Annotated in this window: 15 protein-coding genes; 8 read left to right on the plus strand and 7 right to left on the minus strand. The window is 62.2% G+C overall.

Annotated features, from left to right (window positions below):
• Positions 1–292: 292 nt before the first annotated feature.
• The gene (gene rarD, locus KSW38_RS11030; protein WP_254186400.1) at positions 293–1,387 is read right to left on the minus strand and encodes an EamA family transporter RarD; all 1,095 of its coding nucleotides are present in this window, start codon (positions 1,385–1,387) and stop codon (positions 293–295) included.
• A gap of 128 nt (positions 1,388–1,515) precedes the next feature.
• Between rarD and KSW38_RS11035 the strand changes: the two genes are divergently transcribed.
• The 6 genes from KSW38_RS11035 to KSW38_RS11060 all read left to right on the plus strand — a co-directional run bounded on the left by KSW38_RS11035 (position 1,516) and on the right by KSW38_RS11060 (position 9,349).
• Positions 1,516–2,973, plus strand: a complete 1,458-nt coding sequence (locus tag KSW38_RS11035; protein ID WP_216924993.1) for an FAD-dependent oxidoreductase — start codon at positions 1,516–1,518, stop codon at positions 2,971–2,973.
• 148 nt (positions 2,974–3,121) lie between these two features.
• Positions 3,122–4,465 carry a GAF domain-containing protein gene (locus KSW38_RS11040; RefSeq protein ID WP_216924994.1) on the plus strand — a complete coding sequence of 448 codons (1,344 nt, stop codon included), beginning with the start codon at positions 3,122–3,124 and terminating at the stop codon, positions 4,463–4,465.
• Between the two features lie 96 nt (positions 4,466–4,561).
• On the plus strand, positions 4,562–6,085 hold the full coding sequence (gene exaC, locus KSW38_RS11045; RefSeq protein WP_216924995.1) for an acetaldehyde dehydrogenase ExaC: 1,524 nt from the start codon (positions 4,562–4,564) through the stop codon (positions 6,083–6,085).
• 94 nt (positions 6,086–6,179) lie between these two features.
• Entirely contained in the window at positions 6,180–7,202 is a 1,023-nt protein-coding gene (gene adhP / locus KSW38_RS11050; protein WP_216924996.1) for an alcohol dehydrogenase AdhP, read from the plus strand.
• Positions 7,202–7,636 carry a DUF779 domain-containing protein gene (locus tag KSW38_RS11055; protein WP_216924997.1) on the plus strand — a complete coding sequence of 145 codons (435 nt, stop codon included), beginning with the start codon at positions 7,202–7,204 and terminating at the stop codon, positions 7,634–7,636. The genes adhP and KSW38_RS11055 overlap by 1 nt, the downstream gene beginning before the upstream one ends.
• A 156-nt stretch (positions 7,637–7,792) precedes the next feature.
• The gene (locus KSW38_RS11060) at positions 7,793–9,349 is read left to right on the plus strand and encodes an amino acid permease (protein WP_216924998.1); all 1,557 of its coding nucleotides are present in this window, start codon (positions 7,793–7,795) and stop codon (positions 9,347–9,349) included.
• 140 nt (positions 9,350–9,489) lie between these two features.
• On the opposite strand, the gene KSW38_RS11065 is transcribed toward KSW38_RS11060, so the two are convergent.
• From KSW38_RS11065 to KSW38_RS11080, 4 genes are all read right to left on the minus strand, one after another.
• Positions 9,490–10,125 (minus strand): DUF2461 domain-containing protein, encoded by a 636-nt coding sequence (locus tag KSW38_RS11065; RefSeq protein ID WP_216924999.1) that lies wholly within the window; start codon positions 10,123–10,125, stop codon positions 9,490–9,492.
• Between the two features lie 130 nt (positions 10,126–10,255).
• The gene (locus KSW38_RS11070; protein WP_216925000.1) at positions 10,256–11,737 is read right to left on the minus strand and encodes a catalase; all 1,482 of its coding nucleotides are present in this window, start codon (positions 11,735–11,737) and stop codon (positions 10,256–10,258) included.
• A gap of 14 nt (positions 11,738–11,751) precedes the next feature.
• A complete protein-coding gene (locus KSW38_RS11075) occupies positions 11,752–12,231 on the minus strand; it encodes a Fur family transcriptional regulator (RefSeq protein ID WP_216925001.1) in 480 nt (159 codons plus the stop codon).
• 30 nt (positions 12,232–12,261) lie between these two features.
• A complete protein-coding gene (locus KSW38_RS11080) occupies positions 12,262–13,056 on the minus strand; it encodes a hypothetical protein (RefSeq protein ID WP_216925002.1) in 795 nt (264 codons plus the stop codon).
• A 108-nt stretch (positions 13,057–13,164) separates the two neighbouring features.
• Here KSW38_RS11080 and KSW38_RS11085 point away from each other — a divergent pair, with 108 nt between their 5' ends.
• Together KSW38_RS11085 and htpX are read left to right on the plus strand one after the other, a co-directional pair.
• Positions 13,165–14,436 carry an MFS transporter gene (locus KSW38_RS11085; RefSeq protein WP_216925003.1) on the plus strand — a complete coding sequence of 424 codons (1,272 nt, stop codon included), beginning with the start codon at positions 13,165–13,167 and terminating at the stop codon, positions 14,434–14,436.
• A 115-nt stretch (positions 14,437–14,551) separates the two neighbouring features.
• Positions 14,552–15,421: a zinc metalloprotease HtpX gene (gene htpX, locus KSW38_RS11090; RefSeq protein ID WP_216925004.1), complete on the plus strand. Its 870-nt coding sequence runs from the start codon at positions 14,552–14,554 to the stop codon at positions 15,419–15,421.
• A gap of 98 nt (positions 15,422–15,519) precedes the next feature.
• Here htpX and efeB read toward each other — a convergent pair whose 3' ends face one another.
• Both efeB and efeO read right to left on the minus strand, forming a co-directional pair.
• Entirely contained in the window at positions 15,520–16,959 is a 1,440-nt protein-coding gene (efeB, locus tag KSW38_RS11095) for an iron uptake transporter deferrochelatase/peroxidase subunit (protein WP_216925005.1), read from the minus strand.
• Positions 16,956–18,152, minus strand: coding sequence for an iron uptake system protein EfeO (gene efeO, locus KSW38_RS11100; RefSeq protein WP_254186385.1), 1,197 nt, complete (start codon positions 18,150–18,152; stop codon positions 16,956–16,958). Before efeO ends, efeB begins: the two co-directional genes overlap by 4 nt.
• Positions 18,153–18,217 lie beyond the last annotated feature (65 nt).

Consider the following 18,217-nt stretch of genomic DNA (forward strand, 5'->3'; position numbering starts at 1 on the left):
CGTCCACCACGGGCTAATCGAGCAGGCGCGCAGGCAACGACAACAAACCCTCGATGCCTGCTACGCCCGCAACCCTCACAGATACCGCCGCAGACCCACCGCGCCAGGAATACCACCCACCGCAGGAATCAACCACAAACAACCCACCCAGCTGCCACAAACAGCTTGATATATACCGGTTTCCGGGTGACCTCGCACCGTTCCGGCGACCTCGCTGCAGGAAGCGCTCGACGGCGGAGCTCGCTTGGGTGCCTAGCGCCAGATGAGCGCCAGGTAACCGTTCAGCAGGGGGCTAGGCTCCCGCAGCAGCCGCGATCCGGGCCTTCTTCTTCAGCGACGAGTTCTTCTTCGCCGTGCGCAGCATGTCCACCGTGAGCACCAGCAGGGCGAGCCACACCACGCAGAATCCGATCCAGCGGGCCGTGGTCATGGCCTCGTTGAAAACGGCCAGCGCCACGATGAACTGAAGAATCGGTGCGAAATATTGGAGAAGGCCAATGGTGGTCATGGGCAGGCGACGGGCTGAGGCGCCGAAGAAGAGCAACGGCACTGCGGTGATGACGCCGGATGCCAGAAGCAGCCAGAAATGTCCCGGGCCAAGGGCCGTGAGGGTGGCGACGCCACTCACGCCCAGCACAACCATGGTGACGGCTGCAAAGGGAGCCAGGACCACTGTTTCAACGGAGAGGCTGGTGAGCGCATCGACCCTGGGTCCAACCCGCTTCTTCACGAATCCATACAGGCCGAAGCTGAAGGCCAGGATAAGCGCGATCCAAGGGAGCTGCCCGTAAGAAAAGGTCAGCACGCCCACGGCAACAAAACCAATGCCCACTGCGGCCCACTGGAGTGGACGCAGCTTCTCCTTGAGCACGAATACGCCGAGCAGGACCGACACCAACGGGTTGATGAAGTATCCAAGGGACGTTTCTACGGCGTGCCCTGTGGTGACGCCGAAGGTATAGGTGAGCCAGTTGATGGCTATCAATCCAGCGGCCAAGGCCAACGGCCCAAAGACTGTGCGGTCCTTCACAGCGGCGCCGAAGACCCGCCACGCCCGCGTGACCGTGATCAGCAACGCGCAGAAGATCAGGGACCAAACGACGCGGTTGGCAACGATTTCGATGGCCCCCGCCGGCTGGAGCGCCAGGAAGTACAGCGGAAGCAGTCCCCAAAGGCTGTAAGCGCCAATACCAAAGAGGATTCCCGCCGTCGACTCGCTCCAGACCAGCTTTCGTCCGCGGTTCCTGACGCCGGAAGTATCGCCGTGAAGTTCACTGCTGGACGCACTCGCAGTCGCGGGTTGGCTGGAAGTGGACGAGTTTGCGGTGATCTGCTCGGGTGTCGACACAATGTCGCCAACACCAAACGTGAGCGCAATATTCCGCAATGTTGGCATGAATCGCCTGTTTTCGTGTGACTCCCGCCATATAGGAAGCTGGGTTCAGGGCAGACATCTAGAATTGGAATCTGCGCGCCCCAACAACGGCGTGGCTTACTGCTTCGGAAGGGCTTACGGTGTCCAACTCAGCCGGAACCACCCCCAAACGTCCGCTTCGCGTCGCCATCGTGGGCGCCGGTCCCGCCGGCGTGTACGCCGCCGACATCCTGACCAAGTCCAACGAGGTCAAGGACGGGGACGTGGAGGTCAGCATCGATCTCTTTGAGGCGTACCCTGCCCCCTATGGGCTGATCCGCTACGGTGTGGCACCGGATCACCCCCGCATTAAGGGCATCGTCAACGCCCTGCACAAGGTGCTGGACAGGGGGGACATCCGTTTCCTTGGCAACGTGACCTATGGCCGGGATCTGTCGCTTCACGATTTCCGTGCTTTCTACGACGCCGTGATCTTCTCCACGGGGGCCATCAAGGATGCGGACCTGAACATTCCCGGCATCGGGTTGGACGGGTCCTTCGGCGGAGCCGATTTTGTTTCCTGGTACGACGGGCACCCGGACGTTCCCCGCGATTGGCCGCTGGATGCCAAGGAGATTGCGGTCATCGGCAATGGCAATGTTGCCCTTGACGTGGCACGCATGCTGGTCAAGCACCCCGATGAGCTGCTGGTTACCGAGATCCCGGAAAACGTGTACGAGGGGTTGAAGAAATCGCCTGTTACCGACGTCCACGTGTTTGGTCGCCGCGGTCCTGCACAAGTTAAGTTCACCCCGCTGGAATTGCGGGAGCTGTCCCACTGCAATGACGTAGACATTGTGCTGTACCCGGAGGACTTCGAGTTTGATGAAGCCTCTGACGAGGCAATCCGTACCAACAACCAGATCAAGACCATGGTCAACACCATGACCAACTGGCTGGTGGAGGAACATGCGGAATCCGATCAGCCATCCTCGCGCCGCCTGCACTTGCACTTCCTGCACAGCCCGGTGGAAATCCTGGACTCGCCGGAAACTCCCGGCAAGGTTTCCGGCATCAAGTTCGAGCGCATGCAACTGGACGGAACCGGCAACGTCAAGGGAACCGGGGAATTCGTGGAGTACCCGGTGCAGTCCGTCTACCGCGCGATCGGCTACCACGGCTCGCCGCTTGAGGAACTTCCCTACGATGCCCGCCGCGGTGTCATACCGAACGACGGCGGTCGCGTCCTGGATGCCGACGGCAAGCCCGTACCGGGAATTTACGCCACTGGCTGGATCAAGCGCGGACCAGTGGGCCTGATCGGTCATACCAAAGGCGATGCCCTGGAGACCATCGGCTGCCTCCTCGAAGACCGGCTCACGTTGCCTCCAGCAGAGAACCCGGATCCGCAGGCGATCATCGATCTCCTTGAGGAACGTGGCATCGAATACACCACCTGGGAGGGATGGAACCGCCTGGATGCCCACGAGGCCGCCCTCGGTGCCGCCTGGTCGGAGTCCCAGTCCGAGTCGGAGTCCGGATCCAACGGCAATGGCGTGATCCGGGAACGCATCAAGGTAGTCCCGCGTGAGGAAATGATCCAGATCTCGCGCGGCTAACCCTTGGGATGATGCAGAGCCAACGTCCTGAACCGGCTTCCGAAAGACGCCAGCTGTACACAAACTCCATTCCTGGAACTAGACTTTCGGGTACTGTGCCGCCAGCACATGCGCAGCGCAGTGTCGTTGCGGATTACCGGGGAGTTCGATGAGGAATCCAATCCATCCGCCTGTTCCAGGCAGCGAAGCCGGAAGGCTGCTGCAGAAGCGCGCCCTGGCTGGCCACGAACAACTGGATATGCTGCGGGCCGGGACTCCTGAGGAAATCTCCGGCCTCCGACGCTTGGTGCGCGAATCCTGGCAGCGTTCGGCCAACCTGCTGGCCAATCCCGATGTTCCGGAAGCGCCACTCGCGATGGACCGCGACGAACTGGAGGACTACCGCCGTCAACACCCGCTGGCCGCGATCATGCCGGTCATCAGGAAGTTGCTGGTCCAGCCCAGCCATGACAGTGGGCTGCTCGTCGCGGTGGGAGACGACGTCGGGCGGCTTTTGTGGGTGGATGGCGATCCCGTCATGCAGCGCAGGGCCGAGGGAATGATGTTCGTTGCGGGCGCCGATTGGTCCGAAGCCTCAGTGGGTACAAGTGCCCCCGGGACGGCGCTTGCCTTGGACCGCAGCATCCAGATCTCCGGTGCCGAGCACTTCAAGAGATCAGTTCACCCGTGGAGCTGTACTGCTGTTCCCTTCCATGATCCCGATTCCGGTGCCGTGCTGGGCGTCGTGGACATCACTGGAACGGAGACCGCGGTTGCCCCGCACACGGTATCCCTGGTGGAAGCAACCGTTGCGGCCGCGCAGGCGCAGTTGCGCATCGAGCGTCTCCAGCTCGCTGCTGCCGTGCGGGAAAAACCACAACGCCGCAGCTCAATTTCCGCTGCCAGCCACACTCTTTACCGGAATAGCCTGCAGTTGTTGGGCCGCGACCAGGCCCTTCTCAGCATTGATGGCCGGACGGTTTCCCTGTCGGCCCGGCACAGCGAAATTCTGGCCATCCTCTGTAGCCAACCGGCCGGCCTCAGCGCGGATGACCTCTGCGCGCAGCTGTACCCCGGAGATGGATCGCCGGTGACGTTGCGGGCGGAAATGGTGCGCCTGCGCAAAGTTCTCCAGGAGCTCAGCCCCGAGGCGGTTCCAGAATCGAGGCCCTACCGCTTGCCTGTCGAGTTGCTTCCCGATTCGGGCCAGGTGCTCAGTTGCCTGCAGCGCGGTGCCCACCGGATCGCCTTGGAGATTTACAAAGGAGCAGTCCTGCCGCGCTCGGAGGCGCCCGGCGTCGTGCAGTTGCGTGAGCGGGTTGCGCATCTGTTGCGGGAAGCGCTGCTCAGCGATGGCAGCGTTGACTCGCTCCTGAAGTACGCTGAGCTGCCCGAGGCGAAGTACGACGTCGAACTCCGCCTTGCCGTCCTGAAGCTGCTGCCGCCGCGCTCACCCAAGCGGGCCGCCGTCGTGGCCGACCTTGAACGGATCGACACGGAATTGACAGCGTGAGCTGACTCACACGGTTGCAACGTAGCTGCAACCTGCCCGCTCCTAGGCTCGAATCAATGGCGACAGCCACCGTGATTCGCAGCAAAGGAGCTAGCAATGACCGTTTATGCACAGCCGGGTGCCGAGGGTTCGAAGGTCACCTTCAAGGACCGGTACGAGAACTGGATCGGCGGGGAATGGGTTGCTCCCGTCAAGGGCGCCTACTTCGAAAACATCACGCCCGTCACAGGCAAAGCTTTCTGCGAAGTTGCCCGTGGCACATCCGAGGACATCGAACTGGCACTCGACGCCGCGCACAAGGTCGCGCCCTCATGGGGCAAAACGTCAGCCACGGAACGCGCCGCGATTCTGAACAAGATCGCGGACCGGATCGACGAGAACGTGGAGCTGCTCGCCGTTGCGGAGACGTGGGACAACGGCAAGCCCGTCCGGGAGACCCTCAACGCGGACATTCCCTTGGCTGCCGATCACTTCCGCTACTTCGCTTCGGCTGTCCGTGCCCAGGAGGGCCACCTTTCCCAGCTCGACGAGGACACCACCGCCTACCACTTCAAGGAACCGCTGGGCGTGGTGGGCCAGATCATCCCCTGGAACTTTCCCATCCTCATGGCCGTGTGGAAGCTGGCCCCCGCGCTTGCCGCAGGTAACGCCGTGGTGCTTAAGCCAGCCGAGCAGACGCCAACGTCGATCCTGGTACTGATGGAATTGATCGGTGACCTGCTGCCCGCAGGCGTAGTGAACGTCGTCAATGGTTTCGGCGTCGAAGCCGGAAAGCCGCTGGCTTCCAGCCCCCGTATCCGCAAGATCGCCTTCACTGGCGAGACAACCACGGGCCGGCTTATCAGCCAGTACGCGTCCAACAACCTCATCCCTGTCACGTTGGAACTTGGCGGCAAGAGCCCCAACATCTTCTTCGACGACGTCGCAGCCCAGAATGACGCCTTCTACGACAAAGCACAGGAGGGCTTCACGCTCTTCGCCTTCAACCAGGGCGAGGTCTGCACCTGCCCGTCACGTGCCTTGGTCCAGGAGGGGATTTACGACTCCTTCATGGCTGACGTCGTCGCCCGCACCAACAAGATCATCCAGGGCAACCCGCTGGACACGGAAACCCAGATCGGTGCCCAGGCTTCCAACGACCAGCTGGAGAAGATCCTCTCCTACATCGACATTGGAAAGCAGGAGGGCGCCAAGGTCCTCACGGGCGGCGCACGGGCAGAGCTTTCCGGTGACCTTGCCGGCGGCTACTACGTCCAGCCCACCATCTTCGAGGGACACAACCGGATGCGGATCTTCCAGGAGGAGATCTTCGGACCTGTTGTCTCGGTGACCAAATTCAGCGACTACAACGACGCAATCGGCATCGCCAACGACACCCTCTACGGTTTGGGCGCCGGGGTTTGGTCGCGCAACGGAAATGTCGCCTACCGCGCAGGCCGCGAAATCCAGGCCGGCCGCGTCTGGGTCAACAATTACCACGCCTATCCGGCAGGTGCCGCTTTCGGTGGCTACAAGTCCTCAGGCATTGGCCGTGAAAACCACGCCATGATGCTGGACCACTACCAGCAGACCAAGAACCTCCTGGTCAGCTACAACGAGAACAAACTCGGCTTCTTCTAGGAATTTGTGCACAGCTGATGCCCCTCATCGCGTTCGCAAGGGGCATTGGCTGTGCACCATCCGCTTCATTCATAGAGATCAAAGGAGATCGTCAATGTCCACAACCATGCAAGCTGCAGTAGTTACGGAGTTCGGAACCGACCTTAAGGTCATGGACGTGGAAAGGCCGACGCCGGGTCCCGGCCAAGCGCTGGTGCGCCTGATCACGTCGGGGGTATGCCATACGGACCTGCACGCTGCCGAAGGTGACTGGCCGGTCAAACCCACCCCTCCGTTCGTGCCCGGTCACGAGGGAGTGGGCGAAGTAGTGGCCCTCGGCGAAGGAGTAACGGACGTCGCGGTGGGGGACATGGTTGGAAACGCCTGGCTGTGGTCTGCCTGCGGAGATTGCCAGTACTGCCGAACTGGATGGGAAACGCTGTGCGAATCCCAGCAGAACGGTGGCTACAGCGTGGACGGTTCGTTCGGCGAGTACATGTTGGTGGACACACGTTTTGCAGCCCGCATCCCGAAGGGCTCGGATCCTGTGGAGGTTGCCCCGGTATTGTGCGCCGGAGTCACCGTCTACAAGGGATTGAAGATGACCGAAGCCAGGCCTGGCCAGTGGGTCACCATCTCCGGAATCGGCGGATTGGGACACATCGCGGTCCAGTATGCAGTGGCCATGGGACTTCGTGTGGCCGCCGTTGATATTGCCGACGACAAGCTGGCGTTGGCCAGGGAACACGGCGCTGAGCTAACGGTCAACGCACTGCATGAGGATCCAGCAGAGGTCATCCAGCGCGAAACCGGCGGCTGCCACGGTGTCCTCGTAACGGCGGTGCACCCCTCTGCCTTCGGGCAAGCGATCGGAATGGCACGCCGTGGCGGGACCATCGTCTTCAATGGGCTTCCTCCCGGTGACTTCCCGGCGCCCATTTTCGAGATCGTCCTCAAGGGGCTCACTGTGCGGGGATCGATTGTGGGCACCCGCCAGGATCTTGAGGAAGCGCTGGAGTTCTACGCACAAGGCAAGATCAAACCCACGGTTTCCACGCGTGAGTTGTCCGAGGTCAACGCGGTCTTTGACGAGATGAAGCACGCCAAGATCGATGGCCGAGTGGTTCTGAAGTTCTGATGGACCAACCCGTATTGGAAGCTGCGGTGACGCTCTCCGGGGAGACCTTTTCCCGGGTGGCGCTCACCGCGGCCTCCGTCGAACTACTGCGGAAGCTCTGGGAGCAGCATGGCCCGCTCATGTTCCATCAATCCGGTGGTTGCTGCGACGGTTCCGCTCCCATGTGCTACCCGGCGGGGGAGTTCCTCACTGGTGATTCAGATGTGCTCCTGGGCCGGTTCGATATCAGTGCAGGCTTTGGAACCGGAGCGGGCGAGGATCCAAAGCCTCTCGAGTTCTGGATGTCCAGGGAACAGTTCGCCTACTGGTCCCACACCCATCTCACTGTTGACGTGGTCCCAGGCCGCGGAAGCGGCTTCTCTGTCGAGTCCCCGGAGGGGAAGCGGTTCCTGATCCGCTCCGCCCTCATGGACTGGAACGTCCCGGGAGTTTAGCGGTGTGACGGGGGCTACTCGCCTCCGTCACACCAGTCACACCAGTAACGTGCGCTCGCGGACCGTCTCACTATCTGGGATAAATATGGCCGTCCACTGACCGGACACTATTCTTGATGAGTCCTATACCACCCCCATCCAGAATGTGGCATTTTTATGAACATTTTCAGGACCAAGTCGATCGAGCAGTCGATCGCCGACGCCGACGAGCCCGGGCGCAAGCTGAAGCGAAGCCTCAGTACCTGGGACCTGATGATCATGGGTGTCGCCGTCGCTGTCGGTGCCGGTATCTTCTCCGTTGGCGCCAAGGCTGCCGCAAACTTTGCCGGCCCGGCCGTCACCATCTCCTTTGCCATCGCAGCCGTCACGTGCGCCTTGGCCATCATGTGCTATGCCGAATTTGCCACGGCAATTCCCGTGGCAGGCTCCGCCTACGTGTTCACTTACGCCACCATGGGCGAGGTGCTCGCGTGGATCATTGGATGGAACCTCATCCTCGAACTCTTTACTGCTGCCGCGGTGATCGCGAAGTACTGGGGCATCTACCTCAGCAAAGTCTTCGCCCTGATGGGCCTGGACATTCCGCCGGCGCTCAGCCTGGGCGGCGTTGACCTCTATTGGGGCGCCTTCCTGATTGTCGCGATCTTCACCGTGCTGCTGGTGCTGGGGACGAAGTTGTCCGCGCGCGTTGGCAACATCTTCACTTTGATCAAGATCGCCGTAGTGCTGTTCGTGATCGTTGTGGGCTTTAGCTACGTGAAGTTCTCCAACTACACCCCCTTCATTCCTGCCTCCGAGCCAACTTCCGGAACGGGTGCCGCTGATGTCATGAAGCAGTCCTTCTTCGGCTTCCTGACCGGTGCTGCTCCTGCCCAGTACGGCACCTTGGGCATCTTCGCCGGGGCTGCCCTGGTGTTCTTCGCCTTCATCGGCTTCGACGTCGTGGCAACCTCCGCGGAAGAGGTAAAGAACCCGCAGAAGACGCTGCCCCGCGGTATCTTCGGCGGCCTGGCAGTGGTCACGCTGCTCTACATCCTGGTCTCCCTTGCCTTGACCGGCATGGTCTCCTACACCCAGCTTGCTGAGGAAAAGAACCCCACGCTGACCACGGCTTTCGAGGCCGTGGGCAACAACGACGCCGCCAAGGTCATTGCCTTCGGATCCCTGGTTGGCCTGACGACGGTGATCATGGTGCTGCTCATGGGCCTTTCCCGTGTGGTGTTGGCCATGAGCCGCGACGGACTGCTGCCGCGGTCCCTGTCCAAGACCAGCGACAAGCGCTCCACCCCTGCACGCCTGCAGATCATCTGTGGTGCAGCAGTTGCCCTGGTGGCCGGATTGACCAACGTGGATCTCCTCGAGGAAATGATCAACATTGGAACGCTGTCTGCGTTCGTCATGGTCAGCCTGGGCATCCTGGTACTGCGCAAGAAGCGGCCGGACCTCAAGCCTGCGTTCCGGGTACCCTTCGGCAAGGTGTTGCCCTGGGTGTCCGCCATCCTGTGCATCTACCTCATGACCAACCTGGCAGTGGAAACCTGGATCTTCTTTGCGATCTGGCTGGTCATCGGCATGGTCATCTACTTCGCCTACGGGCAGCGCCACTCGCGGCTCAACGAGAAGTTCGCTTCAGCCAGGGCAGCCGTCAATGGCGATTCTGCAAACCCCGCGGTCAAGGGCGACGAGGACGAAGACTCCTTCACCAAGGTCTAAACCAATTCCAGCTGCTTGTCAGACAGCTGGCTTGAATCACCATCGAAAGCGCTCGGGAGCATCAATTCCCGGGCGCTTTTGGTGTTCCTGGGCGCTCGACTGACGGCACCTCGCGCGCTATTCCGGGTGAGGACCAAAACCTAGGGCGCAGCGTGCTTCCCAACCCATTCCACCAGCGGCCTGAGCACTTCCCAGCGGTCAGCGATCTCTTGTTTTGCTGAAGGCGTGGAGAGCCATTCCGGTTCACCAACCTCAACCCCGGCAGACAAGGACTTGTGCTTCAGGAGCTCGGCCCGTGGATGATCTTTGTCGAAGCCCCGCGGAACTGTCTTGAGCTTCTCGCCTTGGATGGCGAAACCCGCCGCGGCAACCGAATCCACAATCTGCTGTAGTTCCCCTCCACTGTCAGGAGCGTCCACAGCCGCGCGGAAGCGTGCCAATTGCGCGGGAGTATAGGAATGGCAGCCGCCACCGACCAACAGACCATCGGCGCTTACTTGGAGGTAGAACCCGAGGCCTTCATGTGATGCTGCGAAGGCGCCCTGGGCCGTTTTGTAGGGCGACTTGTCCTGGGAGAACCTGACGTCCCTGTTTGGCCGGAAGATCTTCGCCGGCCCGAACTCAGGCTCCAGCTCCGAAAGGAGCGCCGCCAGCGGTTCCTTCACGGCGGCGTCGTAGATGTCTTTGTGCTCCAACCACCACTCGCGGTTGTTGTTCTCTTCCAGTTCTTCGTAGAAGCGGAAGGCTGCGGACGGAATTCCCTCGAATGTGCTCATGGAAGGATCCTATGGACCACGGCACCAGAGCGGCCAGAGCCCAGCCGGTCTATGTGGAAAACAAAGAAGAACACCCCGTTGCGGAGATCCGCAACGGGGTGTTCGACCTAATACTTACCGGCTCAGATGCTTAGAGCTTGTTGGCTGCTTCGGCGTCGGAAGCGGCCTGGCCTGCACCGAGGTTAGCGCGCAGCTTGGCGCCGAGTTCGGCGTCAACGTTGGTCCAGTACTGGATGGCGCGTTCCTTGATGTCGGCGCTCTTCACGCCACCCACGGCACCGGTGATGGTCTCCAGCAGACGGGCCTTGGCGGCGTCGTCGTAAACCTCGCGGTACAGGGTACCGGCCTGGCCGAAATCGCTGTCCTCGGAGTGCAGGGTGTGCGCGGAGAGGGTAAGCTCGCCGTCGTTCTCCCAGCCACCTGCCGGTGAAGCGGGCTCAAGAGCAGCCGGGCCACCAACGGAGTTCGGTGCGTAGACCGGGGTGGTGGGGGCGTTGAACAAGTAACGTCCGGCGCCGTCCTGGCTGTAGTTGTTGACCTGGTTCTTGGGCTGGTTCACCGGGATCTGGGCGTGGTTGGTGCCAACGCGGTAGCGGTGTGCATCGGCGTAGGAGAAGATGCGGGCCTGCAGCATCTTGTCCGGCGAGGCAGCGATACCCGGTACGAAGTTCGACGGCGCGAAGGTGGCCTGCTCGATCTGCGCGAAGTAGTTCTCCGGGTTCTTGTTCAGCTCCATGGTGCCCACGTGGATCAGCGGGTAGTCCGCGTGCGGCCAAACCTTGGTGAGGTCGAACGGGTTGAAGCGGTACGTCTTGGCGTCCTCGTAGGGCATGACCTGGACGTGCAGTTCCCAGGAGGGGAAGTTGCCGGCTTCGATGTTCTCGGAGAGGTCGCGGATGTAGAAGTCTGCATCCGAGCCTGCCAGCTCCTCGGCCTGGTCGCCGGTGATGGTCTTGACGCCTTGGTTGGACTTGAAGTGGTACTTGACCCAGAAGCGCTCACCAGCGGCGTTGATCCACTGGTAGGTGTGCGAGCCGTAGCCCTGCATTTCACGCCAGGAAGCCGGCAGGCCACGGTCGCCCATGAGCCAGGTGACCTGGTGTGCGGATTCGGGGGAGAGGGTCCAGAAGTCCCACTGCATGTCAGCGTCACGCAGGTGGGTACCCGGGAGGCGCTTCTGGGAGTGGATGAAGTCCGGGAACTTGATGCCGTCGCGGATGAAGAACACGGGGGTGTTGTTGCCCACGAGGTCGTAGTTGCCCTCGGAGGTGTAGAACTTCACGGCGAAACCGCGGGGGTCGCGCCAGGTGTCAGGAGAACCATTCTCGCCGGCAACGGAGGAGAAACGGATCAGCATGTCCGTCTCGACGCCCGGCTGCAGGAACGCGGCCTTGGTGTAGGCCGATACGTCCGAGGTGGTCTTGAACGTACCGAATGCGCCGCCACCCTTGGCGTGCACTACACGCTCCGGGACCCGCTCGCGGTTGAACTGTGCAAGCTTCTCCACCAGGTAGTGGTCGGTTAGGATGATGGCACCGTCGGCGCCGACGGACTGGGAGTGCGCGTCGGAAGTAACGGGGGCACCTGACTGGGTTGTTGAAATGGCAGTCATTGTTCTCCTTGTTCTTATTTTTGAGTTGCGGACGTTTGTTTGGGGAGCTGTTGTTTTGCCTGGCAATCCTGGCAGATGCCCTGATACAGGACGTCTGCGATCTGGATGGTCATTGGCTTGGAATTTTCATCCCAGTGCGGTGTGAGGCACGGTGCGTGTCCCACCGCGCAGTCCACGTCTTCCACGCGGCCGCAACTAATGCAGACGGCGTGGTGGTGGTTGTCGCCCACCCGGGTTTCATAGAGCGCCGGGGAGTGCGGGGGTTCAAAGCGGCGCAGCATCTGCAAGTCCGTGAGGTCGCTAAGCACAACGTAAACGGACTGCGCCGTCAGTTCAGGGAGTTCTTTGCGGGCAGCGGCAAGGATGCCTTCTGCCGGGGAGTGCGGATGGTGCTGGACCGCGGCCAGCACTGCCAGCCGCTGTTTGGTCACACGCCTGCCGTGGGCATGCAGGGCACCGGCCCATGCTTCCTGGTCGGCTGTGTGATCGGTCATGCACTCATTGAACCACTTATTTTGAGAAGTTCACAATAAGGCAAAGCTAACTTCCGGCAAATTAAACAAATCCAGCATCGGATTGGCTTGCTCCGCAGCAGATCGACCCACCGCGTGGATGCGAAGGGCTGAACCCGGATTCCCGCCTTCGATAGCCACGCAGCTGAAGCCAGTGAGTCCACTTGTCAGCGGCAGGACACCCAGGGCGCTCCCCATCGCAACTAGTTCCCCCGGAAGGACACTGGAAATCGCGGCCGCCCCGCTGGCGGGCTCAATCACGCTGTGATGGCGGGCTGCGTCAACTGTCGCGACCAAGGGAACCGGCACCTGAACGGGTACGACGCCGGACGCGGCCGCCTGCGCGGACGCCACCTGCCCGGTGGGTGCTTCCGTGACGGTGGCGGCACCAAGACCCAGCGAAACCCGGATCCGCGCATCGACGATGTCCAGGCTGTCCTCAGGCTCGGGCACGCGACGGTGGGCCGGCAGCGCGAGTTGGCGTCCCGGCGTCGTGCTTTCCGCCTCCCACCGAGCGAAGAGGTGAAACGTGGGCGTAGACGACTCAGCCACCGGCTCGCCGATAGCCGAACCCAAGGGGTGCCACCGGTTGGCGAACATCACGGCGAACCTCTTCGCTCCAAGGACGTCCTCCAATGCTGCCCGGGCGAGGTTGTGGCAGAACAACCAGTCGGCCGCCGAGGCTTCAGTAAATTCCGTGGAGGGGTCCGAGAGGCGGATCAGCACGTGCCCGGCCGTCAAAGGGTGGCGCGGCCTGGCAATTTCCCAGATGCCCGAGCGGAACAGCAAGCGTCGCGACAAGACCATGTGGACTCCTTCCCCCGGGTGAGCCTACCAACCAGCGCGTTACGGCGGGAGACGCACTATGGAAGCCAAACGGACAACAACGTCACTGGGGGTCGCTAGGGTGGCTAGGTGGCGAAATTACTGGCAGACATCACCCCGGTTAAGGAGAGCCCGGCTTTCCGGAGACTTTGGCTCGGGGCCTCGGTGGCTGCCATCGGTACCCAGCTCACGTTGGTGGCCGTCAGCTTGGAGGTTTACCGCCTGACCCAGGAGAGTTTCTACGTAGGCCTCCTGGGCATCTTCGCGCTGGTTCCGCTGGTCATCACCGGGCTTTACGGCGGATCCATTTCCGATGCCTACGACCGCCGGAAAGTAGCCCTGATCGCATCCTTGGTGCTTTGGGCCACCACGGCTGGCTTGGCATTGCAGGCGTGGCTGGAGATCGGCAACATCTGGTTGCTTTACGCGTTGGTTGCCATCCAAAGCGGTGCACAAGGCATCAACGGTCCCGCCCGTAGCGCGATCATTCCGCTCCTTGTCCGCAAGGACCTGCTCCCTGCGGCGAACGCCTTGAGTATGCTCACGTTCGGCCTGTCCATGACCGCCGGACCACTCCTGGCGGGTGTTTTGGTGGCCACCATCGGCTTCGGATGGACCTACACGATCGATGTCATCAGCTTCACTTTTGCCCTGTGGGGCCTCGCCAAACTCCCGCCGCTGCCACCATCAAAGGAGGCCGTCCGGCCCGGGCTTCGCTCCGTAGTTGAGGGTTTCCGGTTCCTGGGTACGCGGCCCAATGTCCGGATGACCTTCATCATTGACCTCATCGCCATGATCTGCGCCCAACCGCGCGCCCTGATGCCTGCAATTGGGGCAGTCATGATTGGCGGCGGTGAAACAACGGTGGGTGTGCTGTTGGCATCTACCGCAGTGGGCGCCTTCCTGGCGGGCTTGTTTTCCGGTCCCCTGGGCCGGGTGAGGCGGCAGGGCAGCGCGGTGGTGTGGGCAGTGGTCGGATGGGGCGCCTCGATTGCAGGCTTTGGCCTGGTGGTGTTGCTGGCTGGAGATTCGGGCCGCGAGGGCGTAACACCCTGGCTCCTTCCTGCTGCCCTGTGTTGTGCGATGGCGGGGATTTCCGATTCTGTCAGTGCGGTCTTCCGCACCACCATCCTCCAGTCCGCGACGCCCGACCACCTGCGCGGACGGCTGCAGGGAGTGTTCATTGTGGTGGTCGCAGGAGGCCCTCGAGTGGGGGACATGCTGGCCGGCGGTGTCACGCAATTCCTTAGCGAAGGCGGCGTGCTGCTGATTGGGGGGATCGTCTGCATTCTCTTGGCCTGGCTGGCATCGCGCCTGCAGCCGGGTTTCGTCGCGTACGATGCGAAGCACCCGGTGCCGTAGCCGGCAGGGCTCGAACGGGGCGACGCAGCCCAGGCGTGCTGCGGAACACGGCGACCGCCGTCGGCGTTAATTGATACAGAACTGTTCACGAGCCAACGAGAGTGGAAGAACAACCGTGCACAAACACAACAATGGACTCAAGACCGCGGCGCTTTTCGGTGTGCTGTGGGCGGTGCTGTTGGGTTTGGGCGCCATCATCGGGGCCGGCACGCGCAGCACCACGCCCATCTGGATCTTTGCACTGATCGGGGTAGCCACTACTGCCTACGGATACTGGAACAGCGACAAGATCGCCATCCGCTCCATGGCGGCCTATCCGGTCACGGAAGCACAAGCCCCGCAGCTGTACCAGATTGTCCGGGAGCTTTCCGTGCGGGCAAACAAGCCCATGCCGCGGATTTACCTCTCGCCCACCATGACGCCGAACGCCTTCGCTACCGGGCGCAGCCCCAAGAACGCCGCCGTTTGCTGCACCGAGGGAATCCTGCATGTCCTTGATGCACGCGAACTCCGGGGCGTCCTGGGCCATGAGCTTATGCACGTGTACAACCGTGACATCCTGACGTCTTCCGTGGCGGCTGCCGTTGCGGGCGTGATCACGTCCGTGGGGCAGATGTTGTTGTTCTTCGGCGGCGGGGATCGGCGCAACGCCAACCCGATCGCGATGATCGCCATGGCACTGCTGGCGCCGTTCGCGGCCTCACTGATCCAGATGGCGATCTCCCGCACCCGCGAGTACGACGCCGACGAGGACGGTGCCGCGCTGACCGGCGACCCACTGGCGCTCGCCTCGGCACTGCGAAAGATCGAATCCGGCGTCTCCCAGCTTCCGCTCCCACAGGACCAACGGCTTGTGAATGCCTCCCACCTCATGATCGCCAACCCCTTCCGTGGCGGTGGCATGCGGCGTTTGTTCTCCACGCACCCGCCTATGCAGGAGCGCATCACCAGGCTTGAGCGGATGGCTGGGCGGCCGCTTCCCTAAGGACGCGGCTTACTCAACGCCTAAAACGTCGTGAACCCGCTATTCCGTGGTTGGCCAACAACGGGATAGCGGGTTCGCAACGTAATAGATGAATCAGCCTAGGCGAAAAGTCCTTCGCCGATGAAGCCGCCCTGTTGGGTCCCCGGAGGCACGGCAAAAAGGCCGGAGCCCGTGTGTTTCAGGTATTCCACGGACAAGGTATCGCCCTTGGCCAGCGCCAGCTGCATCGGAACGTAGTGGGTCCGTGGATCCTTCACGAACGCGATGAAGAACAATCCAGCGTCCAAATGCCCGAGTCCGTCTGAGCCGTCGGTGAAGTTGTAGCCACGGCGAAGCATCCGCACACCCTCATTCTGGTCGGGGTGGGCCAGCCGGACGTGCGAGTCCAAGGGAATGAGCGGGTCACCGTTGCGGCCCGCGAGCTTGAAATCGGGCGCCGTGAACTCTTCGCCACCGGACAACGGCGCTCCCACGCCCTTTGTCCTGCCGATCAGACCTTCCTGCTCACGCAGGGACGTCCGGTCCCAGATCTCGATATGCATCTGGATCCTGCGCGCCACAAGATAGCTGCCGCCCCTCATCCACTCTTCATTCGGCAAAGCGGGGGAACCTACCCAGACATGCTCATCGAGGAGGGCGTTGTCCTCAACCTTGAGGTTGTTGGTGCCGTCCTTGAAGCCAAAGAGGTTGCGGGGCGTCACCTGCGCACGGGACGTGGAGGACGTGCGGCCAAAGCCCAATTGGGACCAGCGGACTCGCACCTTTCCGAAACCGATGCGCGCGAGGTTACGGATGGCGTGTACGGCTACTTGGGGGTCGTCGGCGCATGCCTGGACCACGATATCGCCTCCGGTGCGGCCAGGTTGAAGGTCATCACCCGGGAAATGCGGGAGGTCGATCAAGGCCTTTGGTCTGCGTCCGTCCAAGCCAAAGCGAACCTTGCCATTCTTCTCAAACAGGCCTGCGCCGAAACCGAAGGTCAACGTCAATTGTGCGGCGGCCAGGTCCAGCGCCTCACCGGTATCTTCCGGCGGGGCATCGTAAGGGCCATCGACGGCGCCAGTCGCACCCGTAGTGCGGCCCGCCGTCATGGCCGCAGCCGCAGCAGTCCAGTCCTTCAGGAGATTGATCAGCTCTTTCCGGTCCTCCGTGGTGACGTCGAACGCAGCCATGTGCAGCCGGTCCTGGGCCGGGGTGGTGATGCCGGCCTGGTGCTCACCGAAAAAGGGAACAACAGCATCCCCTGCGTCGGATTCCGCGGCCGATGCAGCACCGGCTGTGACCAGGTCGTTGCCCAGGAAACCTGCGGCCAGACCAGCGACTGCGCCAGCGCCGCCCACTCCGGCAAGGGAAAGGAGGCCGCGGCGCGACAAGCGGGAGGTGCCAGCGGTAGCCGACGCACCGCCGTCGGACGTCCCCGTGGAACGTTCGACGCCGGTCGCCTCGCCTGCGCGCGCGGAACTGTTCACATCCACCGGCTGTCCGGCACCGGGAGCCTCCGGGGCTTCTCCGGTGTGCCCGTAGGGGCAGCCGCTCACAGCACGACGGCCGACGTGAGCTTGGACAGTGGTTCGCCCAAGGAGTCGACCAGTGCGGCGAGTTGCTGGATCTGATCCTGGCTCAGCTCGTTGTAGTAGGCGAAGCCATCGCCCTTGGCATGCTTCTTGAGCTCGGCCTGGAGGGCTGTGAACTTCTCGTCCAAGGCCTTGGCAAGCTCTGCATCTTTTTGGGCCAATGCCGGCTTCAGGCTCTCGAACGCGATGCGGGCGCCGTCCACGTTGGCCTGGAAATCCCAGAGGTCGGTGTGGGACCAGATCTCTTCCTCACCCGTCACCTTGCCGGTAGCAACCTCATCGAGGAGCTCCTTGGCGCCGTTGCCCAGCTTGTCGGCTGTCAGCTCCACTGTGCGGGTACGCGTTGCGAGGTCTGCAGTGTCTGAAACCAGCTGGGTGGATATCGCGCTACGTTCGGCCGGGGTCATGGCGGTGTAGTCCGCAGGCGGGAACAAGTCCTTCTCTGCGCGGTGCCAGCCGGTCCATTCCTGGCCGGGCTCGAGATCAGCCTCGCGTGCATCCAACTTGGGATCGAGATCGCCAAACGATTCTGCGACGGGCTCGATCCGCTCCCAGTGCATACGGGTCGCGGCGTAGAGCTCACGGGCCTTGGCGGCGTCACCGGCTGCGAAGGCGTCTGCAAAGGCTTTTGTGCCCGTGACGAGCTGCTCCGTTTGATCCTTGACATAGGCGGCGTACTGCTGGGACCCGGTCTCGAGGAGCTTTTGGAAATCAGCGTCCGCGCTCGGCTTGTTTCCCGATTCTGTGACCTCAAACGAAGCCCGGATGCCGTCGCCCTGCATACCCGGCTTGCAAGCGGTGGTGTACTTGCCGGCAGGAGCTGTAACTACAAGGTTGCGCGTAATTCCCGGGCCGATGTTTTCCACTTCACCGATGATCCGCAGGCCGTCCTCGGCCAGCAGATAGAACTCGGTGACCTCGGTGCCTTCGTTCTTCACGGCAAACGTCAGGTTGCCGCTGGGAGCGGTACCTGTGGAGACCTTGCACTCGTTCGCGGTGCTGCTGACCTGGATCGGCCCATCCTTGGCCGCCGTGGTTGTTTTCGTATTGTCAGTGCAGCCCACCACAAGCATGGGGACGGCCGCAGCCACACCGATGACGGTGAGGGTCCTGCGAAGCTTCGGGGACATGGACGGGGACAGGAACGTGCCAGGCATGGGGGTCCTTTGCGTTGGGGGAAGGCGCTGGGTGCGAGGGATGCGCAAGTTGGGGCGGGCTGCGG

Origin of the sequence: Paenarthrobacter aromaticivorans (assembly GCF_019038615.1) — a bacterium.
Lineage (GTDB): Bacteria > Actinomycetota > Actinomycetes > Actinomycetales > Micrococcaceae > Arthrobacter > Arthrobacter aromaticivorans.

Excerpts from the sequence above, each read along its gene's own strand:
- KSW38_RS11040 (WP_216924994.1), top strand. The coding sequence starts at position 3,122 with ATGAGGAATCCAATCCATCCGCCTGTTCCAGGCAGCGAAGCCGGAAGG.
- exaC (WP_216924995.1), top strand. The coding sequence starts at position 4,562 with ATGACCGTTTATGCACAGCCGGGTGCCGAGGGTTCGAAGGTCACCTTC.
- adhP (WP_216924996.1), top strand. The coding sequence starts at position 6,180 with ATGTCCACAACCATGCAAGCTGCAGTAGTTACGGAGTTCGGAACCGAC.
- KSW38_RS11055 (WP_216924997.1), top strand. The coding sequence starts at position 7,202 with ATGGACCAACCCGTATTGGAAGCTGCGGTGACGCTCTCCGGGGAGACC.
- KSW38_RS11060 (WP_216924998.1), top strand. The coding sequence starts at position 7,793 with ATGAACATTTTCAGGACCAAGTCGATCGAGCAGTCGATCGCCGACGCC.
- KSW38_RS11065 (WP_216924999.1), bottom strand. The coding sequence starts at position 10,125 with ATGAGCACATTCGAGGGAATTCCGTCCGCAGCCTTCCGCTTCTACGAA.
- KSW38_RS11070 (WP_216925000.1), bottom strand. The coding sequence starts at position 11,737 with ATGACTGCCATTTCAACAACCCAGTCAGGTGCCCCCGTTACTTCCGAC.
- KSW38_RS11075 (WP_216925001.1), bottom strand. The coding sequence starts at position 12,231 with ATGACCGATCACACAGCCGACCAGGAAGCATGGGCCGGTGCCCTGCAT.
- KSW38_RS11080 (WP_216925002.1), bottom strand. The coding sequence starts at position 13,056 with ATGGTCTTGTCGCGACGCTTGCTGTTCCGCTCGGGCATCTGGGAAATT.
- efeO (WP_254186385.1), bottom strand. The coding sequence starts at position 18,152 with ATGCCTGGCACGTTCCTGTCCCCGTCCATGTCCCCGAAGCTTCGCAGG.